15 protein-coding genes and 1 tRNA gene are annotated in these 14583 nt (G+C 51.3%); 5 read left to right on the top strand and 11 right to left on the bottom strand.

Annotated features, from left to right (window positions below):
- Positions 1 to 32 precede the first annotated feature (32 nt).
- The 3 genes from ACYZT5_RS34125 (at position 33) to ACYZT5_RS34115 (ending at position 2467) form a co-directional block, all read left to right on the top strand.
- Positions 33 to 1544: a tyrosine-type recombinase/integrase gene (locus tag ACYZT5_RS34125; RefSeq protein WP_462049191.1), complete on the top strand. Its 1512-nt coding sequence runs from the start codon at positions 33 to 35 to the stop codon at positions 1542 to 1544.
- An 82-nt stretch (positions 1545 to 1626) separates the two neighbouring features.
- Positions 1627 to 1938, top strand: a complete 312-nt coding sequence (locus ACYZT5_RS34120; protein ID WP_462049190.1) for a hypothetical protein — start codon at positions 1627 to 1629, stop codon at positions 1936 to 1938.
- Positions 1939 to 2029: 91 nt separating this feature from the next.
- Complete coding sequence (locus ACYZT5_RS34115) at positions 2030 to 2467, top strand: hypothetical protein (protein WP_462049189.1); 438 nt, start codon at positions 2030 to 2032, stop codon at positions 2465 to 2467.
- A gap of 194 nt (positions 2468 to 2661) precedes the next feature.
- On the opposite strand, the gene ACYZT5_RS34110 is transcribed toward ACYZT5_RS34115, so the two are convergent.
- The 5 genes from ACYZT5_RS34110 to ACYZT5_RS34090 all read right to left on the bottom strand — a co-directional run bounded on the left by ACYZT5_RS34110 (position 2662) and on the right by ACYZT5_RS34090 (position 7011).
- Positions 2662 to 2877 (bottom strand): hypothetical protein, encoded by a 216-nt coding sequence (locus ACYZT5_RS34110; RefSeq protein WP_462049188.1) that lies wholly within the window; start codon positions 2875 to 2877, stop codon positions 2662 to 2664.
- A gap of 326 nt (positions 2878 to 3203) precedes the next feature.
- Positions 3204 to 4280, bottom strand: a complete 1077-nt coding sequence (locus tag ACYZT5_RS34105; RefSeq protein ID WP_462049187.1) for a hypothetical protein — start codon at positions 4278 to 4280, stop codon at positions 3204 to 3206.
- Between the two features lie 59 nt (positions 4281 to 4339).
- Complete coding sequence (locus ACYZT5_RS34100) at positions 4340 to 4837, bottom strand: DUF4365 domain-containing protein (RefSeq protein ID WP_462049186.1); 498 nt, start codon at positions 4835 to 4837, stop codon at positions 4340 to 4342.
- Between the two features lie 471 nt (positions 4838 to 5308).
- The gene (locus tag ACYZT5_RS34095) at positions 5309 to 6040 is read right to left on the bottom strand and encodes a hypothetical protein (RefSeq protein ID WP_462049185.1); all 732 of its coding nucleotides are present in this window, start codon (positions 6038 to 6040) and stop codon (positions 5309 to 5311) included.
- On the bottom strand, positions 6037 to 7011 hold the full coding sequence (locus ACYZT5_RS34090; protein WP_462049184.1) for a hypothetical protein: 975 nt from the start codon (positions 7009 to 7011) through the stop codon (positions 6037 to 6039). Before ACYZT5_RS34090 ends, ACYZT5_RS34095 begins: the two co-directional genes overlap by 4 nt.
- A 745-nt stretch (positions 7012 to 7756) precedes the next feature.
- Between ACYZT5_RS34090 and ACYZT5_RS34085 the strand changes: the two genes are divergently transcribed.
- The gene (locus tag ACYZT5_RS34085; RefSeq protein ID WP_462049183.1) at positions 7757 to 7969 is read left to right on the top strand and encodes a hypothetical protein; all 213 of its coding nucleotides are present in this window, start codon (positions 7757 to 7759) and stop codon (positions 7967 to 7969) included.
- 372 nt (positions 7970 to 8341) lie between these two features.
- Here ACYZT5_RS34085 and ACYZT5_RS34080 read toward each other — a convergent pair whose 3' ends face one another.
- The 6 genes from ACYZT5_RS34080 to ACYZT5_RS34055 form a co-directional block, all read right to left on the bottom strand.
- A complete protein-coding gene (locus ACYZT5_RS34080) occupies positions 8342 to 8911 on the bottom strand; it encodes a recombinase family protein (RefSeq protein WP_462049182.1) in 570 nt (189 codons plus the stop codon).
- A 680-nt stretch (positions 8912 to 9591) separates the two neighbouring features.
- On the bottom strand, positions 9592 to 11100 hold the full coding sequence (locus tag ACYZT5_RS34075) for a hypothetical protein (protein WP_462049181.1): 1509 nt from the start codon (positions 11098 to 11100) through the stop codon (positions 9592 to 9594).
- A complete protein-coding gene (locus ACYZT5_RS34070; RefSeq protein WP_462049180.1) occupies positions 11063 to 11245 on the bottom strand; it encodes a hypothetical protein in 183 nt (60 codons plus the stop codon). Before ACYZT5_RS34070 ends, ACYZT5_RS34075 begins: the two co-directional genes overlap by 38 nt.
- A 217-nt stretch (positions 11246 to 11462) precedes the next feature.
- Positions 11463 to 11990 (bottom strand): hypothetical protein, encoded by a 528-nt coding sequence (locus tag ACYZT5_RS34065; RefSeq protein ID WP_462049179.1) that lies wholly within the window; start codon positions 11988 to 11990, stop codon positions 11463 to 11465.
- Between the two features lie 18 nt (positions 11991 to 12008).
- Positions 12009 to 12494, bottom strand: a complete 486-nt coding sequence (locus tag ACYZT5_RS34060; protein ID WP_462049178.1) for a hypothetical protein — start codon at positions 12492 to 12494, stop codon at positions 12009 to 12011.
- A 916-nt stretch (positions 12495 to 13410) separates the two neighbouring features.
- A tRNA-Ser gene (locus ACYZT5_RS34055) sits at positions 13411 to 13500 on the bottom strand.
- Between the two features lie 307 nt (positions 13501 to 13807).
- Between ACYZT5_RS34055 and ACYZT5_RS34050 the strand changes: the two genes are divergently transcribed.
- Entirely contained in the window at positions 13808 to 14497 is a 690-nt protein-coding gene (locus ACYZT5_RS34050) for a crotonase/enoyl-CoA hydratase family protein (RefSeq protein WP_462049177.1), read from the top strand.
- The last annotated feature ends 86 nt before the right edge of the window (positions 14498 to 14583 follow it).

Genomic DNA, 14583 nt, shown 5'->3' with positions numbered 1-14583 from the left:
CCGCTGCACCACTCCCCACTCACGGCGCTCCAATGGCAGACAACCTGATCCAGAAGAAAGGCGAATCCACATGGTATGTGAAGATGGCTATTCCGGCTGATGTACAGCGTGTGTTTGGGGCGAAGGCCTTTATCCGGTCGTTGAAAACTGGACTCCGCAGAGAAGCAATGGACGCTCGCCTGCCTTTCCTTACCGAGTGGAAAGCGAAGATTGCTGCTGCTAGGGCACAGGTGCAGGCCCGCAAGGAGAACTGGCGGCCCGAACTTGCAGCATGGGGTCACGACTTCGACAAAGATGTTGGTGCACGCTTTCTGGCTGCATCGAGACATGCTCCTGAAATCAAGGTGCACACCCCAGAGGAACTTGAGGCTACCAAGCAGAAACTTTTTGATGCTGCCTATGCGCTCTACATGAACGCCCACAAGTTGGAAGGTCTCGGGACCACGGGCGTCGTCGACCTTGTAAAGAAATACGGAGCACAAAAAACCACTAGCGACATGGACGTAGTGCAACAATCTGCCGGTTACCAACGAGAATTAACGGCACTGATGACCACAGCCCAGTACGGATTAACTTCGTCGGAAGCAGCCGAAGCGAAGGCGATTGCCCAAGATCCAACCGTGTACAAGCCGAAGTCACCCATCACCCCTGCTCGCCTGAAGACCTACCGAGAGTTCCGGGAGAGTCGTGGTGGCGCGCCAAAACACGTCGATCAGCAAGTGGGCAAAATGGAACGACTGTCGGACTTCCTCAAGCATGAAGGGCTGCCGGTCAACTTCGACACGGTAGACGCATGGCTGAAATCGCTGGATCGTGCACCAGCTACGTTAGGTCAGTACCTCATGGCTGGTACTGCGTTCTGGAAGTGGGCAATGAAGTACGACCCTGCTTGGCGTGAAGAATATAAAGACAAGGTGAACCCGTTCAGCGGCCACGAACTGCCACAGGGCGGAGGCTCCGAGATAGCAGGCCAAGACCGGGAAATCTTCACGCGGGACGATACCCTCAAGCTGCATCAAGCCGCACTGAATAACCAAGATAAACCGCTTGCGGACCTTATCTCACTGGGCTGGTACACCGGGGCTCGTATCGAAGAACTTTGCCAACTCAGCAAAGACAGCGTCATCACTGTTGATGGCATCCGGTGCTTCAACTTCCCACGGAGCAAAAGCAAGGCGAGCAAACGTGTAGTGCCGATTCACCCAAGCTTGTTGCCGACCATCGATCGACTCAGCGAAGACTCCACAGACACCTTCCTCATCCCAACCAGCTCACACAATCACTACGGCCACCGCTCACACGCAATATCCAAGGCGTTTGGCAGATTGCGTACAGCAGCAGGCTTCAGCAGGCTCCACGTCTTCCACAGTTACCGTCATACCGTAGTCACTGGGCTGGTCAGGGTTGACGTGCCAGACGCCTTGGCAAAAGAACTGGTTGGCCATGGGAATAAATCAGTGACGCATGCTGTGTATTCGAAAGGTGCGACGACAGCACAGAAGCTGGAAGCGATATCAAAGCTCGCGACCCTAATAACCGAGTAACGCGGACCACCCATCGCGGACAGATTGAACACCATCTCCCAGCCAGATACTGTACGCACATACAGTATTCGGTGCATGCGGGATGAAAGACGATTTGATCGATGACAGCGGGTTTGAATTGGGGATGCCAACCCGCACGGAGATGCTGAAGCACCACTGTGACCTGTTGTGTGCGGAACTGGAGACGACACGTCGAGACTTAAGGAAGGCCCACAAGAACATCGCCGGACTGATCGTCATGTACCGGGAAAGCTCCACTGAGCTGGCTGCCCTGAAGGTTGAACACGAGCGGCTGAAGTGGACGCTGACTGACATGTACCAGCGGGAACGTGAACAGGAGAAGACACAACTGGGGTACGCCTACGGTGACTACTCACCCAAGGACAAGACCTAGCTCTAGGTCAACCAAGTGACGTGATGGCAGCCAGCTACTGCACCCGGTAACATCGATCACCCACCGATACGGCACTACAAGGGAAGTGAACATGGCTGAAGAACAGGATCGGATAGACCAGTTGATTTACCGTTCACATGACGAAGATGCCAAGTTGGACTATTTCATCCTCGGGGCGACACTGACGATATGTGCCTATCTAGCCCAGACCAACCCGTACGGGCGACTAGGGATCAACAAGGAAACATTCCTTCTGTGTAGCCTGTTAGTGTTTGCCAGCAGTGCGGTCTACGGGTTCAAACGCCTAGAGGCTAAGTTGGTACTCATGTACGACAACACCAAGGCATTACAAATCAGAGACCCCAACACCAGGAAACGAAGGCTAAACGAGCTTGGCGATCGTAGCGTCAATAGAATAGCCAAGTTCTACAGGGCCCGAAACAGACTGCTGTTCGCTGGGTTAGCCTGTTACCTCGTCACGAAGGTATGGGCTAGCTACCAGAACAGCGGATGGATACTGGTCAACTAACCAAGACCGTTTTCCACGGAGTCCATGCCCCGCTCCGCGAAAATGAGTGCAACTCTTGAGGCGATCCAGATCCAGGCTGGAAAAATAATGATGGAGCTCACCCGGCGTGACGTACTGCATCCAGCGAGAATAGGCACTGTTCACACCGGGTGAGCGGGACAGATTGTAGGCTGCTACTCTCTGGCTGTCAGCGATTAAAGGCGTAGTCGCATAATGGCATCTGTAATCGCTTGTGCATTTACGTCCAGCGTGTCCATGGCAGTCATTGCGTTATCGGCGACAATCCCTACTCCGTTCTCTGAGAGCCACTTGATTACTTCTTCCATCGAGGCAGCTAGAGCGTGCTGATTATGCAAAAGAAGGGTTAGAGCGTCTGCCGTGGCGATGTTGGCTTCTGACTTATCTGACATGGCTATCGTCCTTGAGTGGTGATGCGGGAATCCTAGTTCATCTTACCGCTGGCTGGGGCTGGGTAAGTAATTGCTAAGGCCAACCCAATTGTCTGCATTCGATATGAACAGTCCTTTGAACTGGATTTGACCAGCACTCTTCGTGGTTATGACCGGCAGAAGGCGCCCCATTGCGGCCACTCGCAAAAGCTGATGGTCAAGAAAGCACTGTCCATCCTACATAGCCCTCAAGCCCACGCAGTGTGGAAAGCCACAGAGCGTTTTACACCGATGGTCACCCAGACTACCTCGTTACGACCCCTTTAACGACTACCAGCTTGACTTAGTCAGAAGGGAAACTCACCGTTCGATAGGACCCGAAAGCCTGATGGATTTAGTAGCTTCGAGCTTCGAGCTGAAACATGAAGATCTCCAGTGCATTGAATCGCAGCTTTCTGCTTATGCGCATTTACGGCATCCATGTATTCATCAGGCCCAAGCTGAATAGATACATGCTTTTCAATCTCGCCAATCATCGTCGCAATTGTGATGGTACCCGCCTCATCATTCAACGGCCTGTCCAATCGTTTGATGGAACCTATAATAGTCCGCGCTGGTAGGACATAATTGTCTTTGTAATAGGCTGAAGCGTCCGCAATTTTGACGACGCTCTCAACATCAAATCTAAATGATTTAATTTGTGAAACGGTTTCAGGGCGATGCGACGGGGTGATTGAAATCTCAAAACCTCGCTTCTTTTCTGCACCGCTGAGTCCTACAAGTGCATCGCACATATTGGAGCTTGCCCCGCTGGTAACTGCCGCATCAAATACGGTGAGGTCTCCAACTGATGAGAATTCATCGATCGCAAAGGTAAGAGCCTCAAGACTAGATGCCAAATTCGCAGTGACGATATTGGACAATGGAACATCTTCAAAAGATCCCTGATCGCTCTGACTCGGCCCAACTGGAGCGATTATATTTACGATATAACTACCAAACTCGGTCTGCCCCAATCGGAGCGAATCGATGTATGCCTTCACCTCTGGCGAGCGCTTCCCCATAAAATGCCGTCGCTTCGAAGCTGTAGACATCACCGCAGAGGCCATCAGATCACGCGCGCGTATGTTTAGAAGTACACCGTCATTTATCGGAATAGTCCCGGCATCAACGTCGTTGTGAAATACACGTATACGGACTAGGTCCGCAAAGTGTCCCATGACTTCTTTCAATACGGTTAGAAACGATCGATCTTCAAATAGCGATATAGCAATTACTGCATCCACCATGCGGTCTGCGAAGTCTTTAGCAGAAGCTGAACTAGGCAGCAGAATTTCCGCATCGGACTGATCAGTGCCGGATCTATGCCATATTGACGCCAGCCCTTTGAAGTCGCCATCGCGAAACCAACCATGGGACAGCATGTATGTCTCCAAATGTGCTGGAGTTATGTCGTTAAGATGCTTGGCGAGCTCATCCCGTCTCATACGCTTTCCCCATTACTGGCCAGCGTTAACAGGTGTCGCAAGCTGGTGGTGGTTAGCCGCTGTGTAAGCGGGATCTCAACGGTTACCGACGAGTTATTGCTAGTACTTGGATAATCCCTGAGTGACAGCCAATAGCAGGTGTTGTGCAGAGTCATGTGCGAGGCATGATGCTCGACCCACAACCCATCATCTTCTGGGACCAATAGCACAACGAGGTAACGCGGACAAATCACGTTACTGCCGCGAAGATCGTCGAAGTTTTTGCGAGACAGAGGGAATTTGATGACGTTTCCAGACACCAAATCCTGAGAGGTGCATTTCAGCTGTAACTGAACCATGGGGTTCCGGAGCTGGCCGGTAAATCCCTTACCCGAAAGTTGGATATCGATGCTGTCGTCGTCAACCATCAGCTGACTTGGGTTAAGCCCTGCTTGGGCTGCCATTGCGTGCACATAAGCAATATTGAACTGCTCTTTCCTCTTGCCTGCATCCATACGAGATCAACTCTATCATTCGTGCCCCTAGGGGGAGCTTTCCTTATCTGCAGACTTTAGCGGAAACAGATTAGATCGGCTTTGCTTTTTTCAGGCGCTTCCGGATGTCCGCTTCTGGCCCAGACTGTGTAAAAACTCTCACGAGGGCTCGACTGGTTAAAAATTGACCTGAAAATCGCGCTCTTATGTAAATTTCAGGTCTGTTGACCCGCCGCGCTTTTCTAGAATTGACGTAGGAGCGCGCACTTCGATTTTTGGTCAGCGTTTTTACACACTCTGGGCCGATTGCTGTCCGTCGCAACGGGCTGAAAACGACCCGTAGCGGTCACTGGTGTTGTTGGAGTTGCGCTGAATCGGATGAAACGTTGCAGTTAGTGATAGGCGCCGGCCTTCGACACTATTTGCGTCTGAAACTGGTGCATGCCGAGACTTTTTGCGGGTAACAGCCAAGTTTTCGCTGTTCTCCATCTGCTAGTAAATGTAGCGCTTCAATCTCATATTGTTGTTGGGAATTGTAATGGCTCTAAACTTTCCGTGTTCATCTATAAAGGTTATTTCTGTATCCGGATGGACGCCGGTGCGACTGGGTGGGTAGGCCTCGTCGACAGTCTTAATTGAAATCCCAAGATAATCCGAATAATAATAAATGGCTATCCAGCTCCGGTAATATGGTTTAGGGGCAGAATGCCAATCTGATTGGCAGTTTATCTCCCAGATGTATCCTGGGACGCCATGTATAAGCAAGTCTGCGAATGTCTTGCTTGTAGAGCGACAGTTTTGAATTAGCTCTCTATCAATCCCGTTTTTGGAGCGTTCTTTTAAATATGTTGTAAAACCAAATTCTAGCCAGTTTTGTGCGCTGGCATTGAATATTATATTTAGTGGGGTGTTGTCAGAGTTAACTTGTACAAAGCCGTGATAAGTTAATGTTGTTTTGTGCGTTGTTGCTGCGGGGGAGATTAATTGATCGGAAACCAGAAAGCCATTATTTTCAATAAACGTGTTCTGACCTATTTTTACTTTGAGCAGTTTGCCGCTGCCTGCTCTGGCATATGGGTCATGCTCCATTTGGTTGATAAGTTTTTTTGGAGAGTTAGGGTAAGTCGCTGTATCCCAATTTTGTAAGCGTACGAGTTCGGCGCTACTGCAAGGGAAGTTCATAAATATACTTAAAACTAAGCAGGCGAGAGTACTTTTTTTCATTGTATGAATCTCCTGCAATCCCCTTCTAGTGTATTGCCGGTCCATTTCACCCAGGGCCTAAAATCTCCAGGACAGGCGAATATGTACGTTGCAAAAGGCGCTCCATGGGTGCCTGGCCCATGTGCGCCTTCTCGACCCCCAGGCGGCGGCTCAACAGCCCCTTCACCTTTTCCGCATTGGTGGAACTCACCGCCTGCGTAGCAAAAAATGGCATAGATTGGTGTGTTGCAATGATTGTAAAAATATACAATTCCATCCTGTTCTTGCTGTTCGGAAACGCAGTTTTTCGCCTGTTTTGCGTATTCAAATTTTTCTTTGTTGTTGGCTGCGCGTTCTTCCCAGTTATTATCCCCTAATGCGTTAGCGGATTTTGAGAAGCTTGATCTTGCTATAAAGTCTTTATCAGTCTCGTTACTTAGTTTGGCTAATTCATTGCTCTTGGCAGGCTGTTTAAGTGTGGTGGTGGGTGTCGCGACATTTGTAATCTCTGATGTCGGGCGTGTTATTTTTTTAGGTGGCTGATTTGATATTGATGGGCTTGGTTGGCTTCTGCTATTTGTGGCAGATGGCCAGCCGAATCGCTTGCTGCATTCATAGGCGGCAATTCTTTGTTCTGCTACTTTTTGTGCTTCATCTCTATGTTTGTCTACATATGGATAGTTAAAGGGTCTTTGGGTCGAGTATACTACGCTCATATCAGTAAATGAACTATGTTGAAAGCCTGTGCCACTTGTCTCGCCCATATTTTTAACTTCTTGGATGTTGAAGTACTCCTGACCATTATTCATGCCGTTTTTGAGTGTGCTTAATACTTTCTCTAGCTGCTCGATGGTGTATTTTTTTTCGATGAGTGGAGTTATATTTATATAGTGGTTGTCAAAGTCGGTAATGCGTGTCGGGCATCCCTGTGCTAGAGGCTTTAACGAGTAAAGCGAAATAATTAAAAGTAGTACAAACGAGGCTTTTTTCATCGAGTTAATCGCCGATCAAGGTCATTACTATTTTAGATTGTTTGACAGACAGACACATTATAGTCGCTCAACGTGTTTTCGCTGGACGTCGCGAACCGTGTGGCTTGTTCTGAGCAGTGCGCCTTCGCAATGAGAACGGAGTGGGTTATAGGGTGGCCATGTGTCTGGGACGGGAAGGACCGGAGAAGCTGAAGTTTTCGGATTTAGGCTCAGGACTTGTGGCATTGCGACAGTCCGCTTCTGGCCGACAGTTGCCGGTCGCGAAGGGCTGCAATCGACCCTTTGCGGACGTTCATTCCGGCTAGATCAAAAGCGGTTGGCGTACGCATGCAACCTGCTCCTTTGCAGCGGTAGCAGCAGAAGGAATTCAAGCGTAGAGGCGATCAATCGGGATGAACTATCCCCCTACAACCGCACTCAACCGTCCGAGGAGCACCGGTTCTTCAATGGCGGTGAGGTCCGCCGGGGGGCAAAGACCATGGCGTCTATCGACGACTTCAGAATCGAGTCACATAAACTCTTGATGGAACTGGACGCCGCGACGATGGGAATGATGATGTTGGTGTCAGCCAGATGTGTTTCAGGCCCTGACTGGGACGCAGCGAGCAAGAGGCAGCACGATGCCTACGAAAGCTGGGACGCGTTTATAAATTTCCCATCAGGGGCGGCCCCTAACAATGCTCCGTTTGTAAGCTGAGTCGTTGCAGCTGGCCCATACTCCGCTCATTGCCCCCGGAGAATTCCAGTGCGCCAGCGAGAAGCGTTTTTAAAGGAAGCCATTGAGATCCATCTCGCTTATGTGCAGGCCACGGACACGTTGCATCAGCTATTGAGAGAGAACAAAGCTTATAGCCCTATGTGGGATGAGGCAATTACACGTCAGCAGCAACTTTTGGCTGCCTGGTCGGCACTTCCGCTCAAATACGGCGACTTCGATTCTGAGGACTATTCGGGTTGAGCGCCGTGTCGGCACGCACCTTAATAAATTGGTCGTTTGCACTCGTGGGATACATCTTGTTCCTAATGTAGATTTCATCGGACGGTTGACCGCTATTGGCCGTTCTCTGTCGGTCGTAAGCCACTCTTTGAAATCCGCTGATACCCAAACTTTTCAAAATCGGCACCTGCCCTTGGCCGAATATTGCCTGTGAATCTGTGGCGGAATATCAGGGCGGAGAATCTGGCAGATCGGCGGATTTCCCGCACAGGGTGGGTCGAGGTTAAGAGCCATTCCCGTGCCACCTCGCTGCCGGCAACTACAAATTCAAAATATCAAGGTTCAAAGAAAAGCCCCGCACTTGGCGGGGCTGCGGTATTCGCTAGAAGAGGATTAGGCCTTGTTCCAGTGTCGTTTGACTGTAGCAATGCCGATCTTAAGGACAGCTGCTACCTCTGCCTGCGTCATATTCAATGCCTTGTGATGAAACACTGCTTTTGTGGTGCCCTTTGCCTCTGGTCTTCCCAGCTTTTTACCTTCGGCCTTTGCTCGCTTCAAGCCCGACTGAGTACGCTCGATCAGCAAGTCACGTTCAAACTCAGCCACGGCACTCAGCACCTGCATGGTCATTTTTCCTGCTGCACTGGTGAGGTCTACGCCGCCAAGGGCGAGACAATGAACACGGATGCCCGACGTTGCCAGATGCTCGACTGTCTGACGGACATCCATCGCGTTCCGGCCTAGGCGGTCGAGCTTGGTCACGATCAGCACGTCGCCAGACTCCATCCTATCGAGCAGCTTCTGAAAGCCGGGACGTTCCTTTGCAGCGATGCTGCCTGAGATTGTTTCCTCGACTACCCGGCTGCCCTGCACATCGAAGCCAGCGGCTTTCACTTCTTGCACCTGGTTCTCGGTGAACTGGCTGCATGTGCTGACGCGGCAGTAAAGGAAAGTGCGGGACATGGCGGGTGACTCCACTAGTATCACTTAAGGTGGTATCAGCGTATCAAGGTATCGACAATGCTCAAAGCCTATTTTTATGATACCTAATACCGCTCGTCAAAAAGGTATCGTTTAACGGTCGTTTGTTGGTACTAGCCAGAATGCGGTCGCCTCGCTCAACGAACGACTTAAGAATCTCGTGGGTCGCAAATCAGTTCATCGCGATAAAAGTGGTCTGAGTTTTTCGCTTCACACGCAGCTTCAGCTTCCGCTCGTGTCGGAAATGATAGGGGTAGGCGACACTTTTCCTTGTTGTCGTAGATGTTGAATCCGTTAGTCGCCATGCTGGCGTAGAAGCGGGCACCGACACGTACTGATCCCGTTTCAATAGGTATCCCGGGGACGACAACAAATCTCAATAACATCTCATCACCTATTATTGTGACCTATGCAATTATTTTTAGCGGCAATTGGCTAGCACATCAAACCGTCCGCTATTGGATTCGACGGCCGGTTGGATGGCCAACTTTCCTGCGTCCAATGGAAAGTTGCACGAAAAGAGAGGCTGGCTTAGCAACTGTAGTGGAATCGCGCCACAAACAGGGGAACTGACGTGCTACAAAAGTATTGGCCCCTGTAGCCGACGCCTAGCCGGGTTAGATAACGGATAGATGTCGTTTGCAGAAATGAGGTCCCTGCACTTACGCAGCTAGGGACACCGGTTCCGCTGATACTGGCGGGTATTCCAGATAGGCCGGGTAGCGTTGGAATGTCACGCCGTACACCGTGTACTTGCGGCTATTACGGTACTGCTCACGCCCCCGCTCTATAGCTGCCTGCAAACTCCGCAGGACACCATCCTGAGCGACAAAGACTTGCGATTCATTGCAGATCCCCAGATCCAGCAGCGCCTGCCATGTACCCTCAAGCGAGTTATACAAGTTGTCGATGTAGGTGATCCAGCTGGCTTCGCAGGCTTCCCAACTCCATTGATCGGGCGCTTGTACCACTGGTACCAGAGTTTGCAGATGTAGGCGCTCTTCAAGTTGTTCCTTCAATGCTTCGCAGTCGATGGTCAGGCCCTGTAATGCGTTGTGGGCTGCCTCTATGATCGATGTAACCAACATCTGCCGGTCAGAATCCAGAATACGGGCTGACGTTTTCCATGGGTTCTGTGGGCAGAAGTACTGTAGCGGCGACCAAGTAGCATTCGGAAAGTCGAGGAAGCGACCACGGGCCTTGCCTTGTGCATCGTCGATCTGGGCAAGGTACAAACCAAGCACTCGCAACAGCGATAGCATGAATCGGCAGTTATCCCGATGCTTGCCTTCCGGCAGATCCGCAGAGAACCGCTTCAATTCATCGTGCAATACACCCAACTGAGAATCGGGTGGGCAGTTCAAGAAGATAAGATCCTTGCTTGCCTCCCGACCAGTTTGGATGGCATCCAGCGCCTGCAAATCCGGCATCTTTTTCGATTCAAGTTCCGCCAAGGTGTAGCGACGGTCTAGAGGCTCGTACAGTTCATCGCCCTGCCGCTTGTGAATTGCCCTGGCTAACCGTAGTCGTGCAGTCCGCTGGGGTATCTTGTCCAGTCCATCAAGGAAGGTATCCAGTTCGTTGCCAAGGAAATCGGCAAGCTTCTGTAGCTTCTGATCCAGCGTCATGCCGGGGGTGATGTCCCACTTCCGCTGCCGTGCAGACTTGGGAATCGATGCACCCGCCCAAGCATTGACGGGCTTGTTACCGTGCCGCTGGTTCAGATGGTCGAGGCCAACGAACAGGTTCAGCGAAGTTGTCAGGCCAGTGGAACCATCACGCCCCCTGAGACCCTGCACATGGCAGAGGTGATACGCGTCTTTGCCGTGTCCTGCTTCGACCCAGCCGTACCGCCGCTTACGGTAGTTGTGCAGGGCTAATAGTTGGTGCAGGCCAGCAGCATCGATGCCCTGATAAGTCTGAACAGTGCCAGCTCGGTCGGCCTGATCGATCAACCACAAGCCAAACGCATTCTCAGTCAGGCGCTCTTTACGGCGCTGCACTTTCTGCTGCTGGCGGGTGATCTTGGGCGCCTTCTGCTTACGCTGTGCTGCCGACTTGCAGGCGCTATTGCACGTTGAGCGGCCACCGGGCCTGCGGTTAAACAATGTTCCGCAGTTGGTGCAGGGGACTTCAAGCTGCTTGATTGTGGTTAGGGGGGGCGTTGCCATCGTTGTCCACTTTTACTGGGATCAGGGATCTTTGTGCGGCCTCTGCGATAAGCACGTTCAGACCGTGTGTTGGGTTGGTAATACCACGCGCCTGCATGAAGGCAAGCAGACGCCCTGTGGATGCATCGTTGAGAGAAATCCTCATGGTGGGTACTCCTTAGAAATGGAAGTTCTGCAAAATGAAAGTCGGCTGGAGGTGTCTAACTCGCGGGGGATAGCCTGAAACGGATGCAATCCCCAGCCTACCTGCCGCCACTAAACGCCTTTCGCCAGACAGCAGAAAACCGACGTAGTCAGTTGGGCCGTTTCGGCTTGACTATCGGGAAGCTGTGTCAGGGAAGGCAGATATAATGCAGAAGAAGTTACTTGGCTGTCGAGGCTTTCTTTGGGGAGTACGCGGCGAGCAAATCAGAAAGTGCGAACTCTTCTTCGCTTACCTGAAGTTCTGCCTCTGCTTTAGCTTTAGCCGCAGCCGCCTCCCGGGCTCGTCGAGAAATGGTAATATCCATTTGTCGGCGGGTTTCGAGTCGGTTACGCTCGTAACGGTCTGCGGTATATTTAACCTTCGCCTGCTCCGCAACTTCAAGAAGATCGGCATCGATAATAGTCGCCGGCTTCTTAAGCTGTACGCTAAGATACAGTGGACGACAAAGGGAAGTTTCAACGGTGTACCCATTTTTAAACCAGCTTGCTAGTTCATTAAGAGCCTGAGTTAGCGGCTCCTCATTTATCCAAGACACGTTCACACCCAAGTCCGGATATGCTGGCGACATGCAATTACGGAAGTATTGCACTTCTCTCTGCTTAATTAGTTTCTGTAGTTCTTCGTCACTATGTTTTTCGATCTCGATAACGTTAGTTCCGTATACGTGTGTAGCTGTAGTTGTCATGCTTGTTGTTCCTTATGATTACTTAGATTTCTTACGTGTTTTGATCTGCGTTATAAGGCTCTGTCGGGCCTTGTCATCGCTATAGGATGGTTTGGTATTACTTGGGTCATTGGCGGCTATAAGGCGCTTCTGGCGATCTTCTAGAAGGCCTTCCAGCTCTGTAACGGTGAGGCCTCGCTCCGCAGCAGCTTTGCTCATGAACAACTTCAGTTCGGCCTTGGCCATGCTAATTGCTGCCTTGGCTTTGGCGAACTTCACCTGTGCTGCTGCATGAGCTTGCTTAGCCTTCGCAACGTTCTGCTGCGCCGCCCGATACGACTCCAGGTCGCTAAGTGTTGCGATAGTTCCCGAGGGGAATACCTCATTCTCAAGACGATTGATGAAATCGACTTCAGCCTGAGTAACGGGCACATACTCATATCGGCTCGACTCGCCTATGCGATCTGTCAGCCCCATGATTCCGGTGTGGACTTTATCCACTTCGATATACAGTTGTTGTGTCATGCTGCCGCTTCTTGTTGGTTGGGTTGTTGGTGTGCCTCTTGTGCATTGAACTCTAGTTCCAGCTCTGCCTGTGTCTGCTTCAGGGCTGCACGGTAGTTGCGAGTCTGACATGTACCGGTACACCAGCGACTGCGGTGAGAGCGACTATAGTACATAGCCCCGCAGTGATGGCAGTATTTCCGCTTGAGCGGATAACGCTTTATCATTAGTTGTATCTCTGAGTGTGTAGTTGCTTTCGATAAGCCAAAGAAAACCTTTAACTCCGTGTGAGAGTTTCGGGGGAGCTGGCTATCAGTTGTTAGCACTGAGTAGTGCTTAGACTTTCTCTGCATTGCAGAGAAATAGAGTTAGTGACCGTCTTCTGTTGCGTCCTGACGGCCGAGGACTGGCATTAACGACAATAGAGATATGCCTAACTCTATAGCCATCATGGCAACAACTCTTAAGGAATAATGTCGATCTTCTGCACTTGGAATCGACAACAAGTTTTAAACAACACAGTTCGGTAAAGGATTAAACCTAACTATGTCGTCGAGCAGGCGGGGAAACTTTGGGGGGCGTTACTGAGGAGTTGTATCTAACTAAGCAAACTCTACCATCTTTTCTGATTCTGTCAAGTGAAAAAACACACTTCTTACGATATTGCAACACTTATTTTTATTTAGTTGACGAGCGGTAGACGTCCCCAGACGTGGGGCCATGTTGCGGCGTGACGCTGGGTGCAAACTGGTGGGGTATGGTGCTGCGAGGCTGGCAGATTTGGCGTAGGGACGCACTTGGGATCTGTAACACTGCTGACTTGGGATTGGTGCTGAGTGCCGGACGGCGGGAGGGGCTCACAAGTAGTACAATCGAGTAGTACAATCGGAAAATAAAAAGCCCCGTAACTCATTGAATTACAGGGCTTTTCTAAAAGTGGCGGTGAAGGAGAGATTCGAACTCTCGATACAATTTCTTGTATACACACTTTCCAGGCGTGCTCCTTAAGCCACTCGGACACTTCACCGTATCTCTTCAAACATGTTCTGTCTGTCGAGGCGCGCTAATATAGTCGAAAGCTTTTCCGATGGCAAATATTTTTTTCAGAATTTTCATGCGGTTAGCGATTTAGTCGCTCCAGTGAGTTCCGGGCCATGGCAAACCGGCCAATCTCCGGCTTCGCGCCCCGCTTCTATATAGAGGGCAATGCGCGGCTGGCGTAGCGGGCGACGCTTGCCGGGCGGGAAAAGGGTGACTGGGCGGTCAGTCACGGCGCTTTACCTGGCCTGCGGCGGTGGGTAACGTTTGCCCTACTTTATTGAAAGGAATGCGTCATGAGTGAGTTGATTTCCTACCATCTCGAAGACGGTATCGCGACCCTGACCTTGAGCAATGGCAAGGTCAATGCCATCTCTCCGGACGTGATTGCTGCATTTAACGCTGCGCTGGATCAGGCGGTGACTGATCGTGCGGTGGTGATCATTACCGGTACGCCCGGGATGCTGTCGGGCGGTTATGACTTGAAGGTGATGACCTCCGGTCCTAAAGAGGCCGTGGCGCTCGTGACTGCCGGTTCGACGCTGGCTCGTCGTCTGTTGTCGCACCCGTTCCCGGTAATCGTGGCGTGCCCTGGGCATGCGGTGGCCAAGGGCGCGTTCCTGCTGTTGTCGGTGGATTACCGCATTGGTGTCGACGGCCCGTTCAGCATTGGTCTGAACGAAGTGCAGATCGGCATGACCATGCACCACGCCGGTATCGAGCTGGCCCGTGATCGTCTGCGCAAGTCGGCGTTCCACCGCTCCGTCATCAACGGTGAGATGTTTAATCCGCAGAGCGCCGTGGATGCCGGTTTCCTCGATCTGGTGGTGTCGGCCGAAGAGTTGCAAGGCGCGGCGCTGGCGGCGGCTCGTCAGTTGAAGAAGATCAACATGACGGCTCACAAAAACACCAAGTTGAAAGTGCGCAAAGCGCTGCTGGAGACGCTGGACAACGCGATCATCCAGGATCAAGAGCCTTTGGTTTAAGCCCAAACCTGAAATACCGAAAAGCCCGACCGTCGTGTCGGGCTTTTTCTTACGCGCTCCGTTGAAAAGCCTACAACCGCTCTAGG

It is taken from the genome of Pseudomonas sp. LB3P14 (assembly GCF_054898045.1).
Note: the sequence above shows the minus strand (reverse complement) of the source record. Positions and strands in the feature narration are given on the sequence as shown.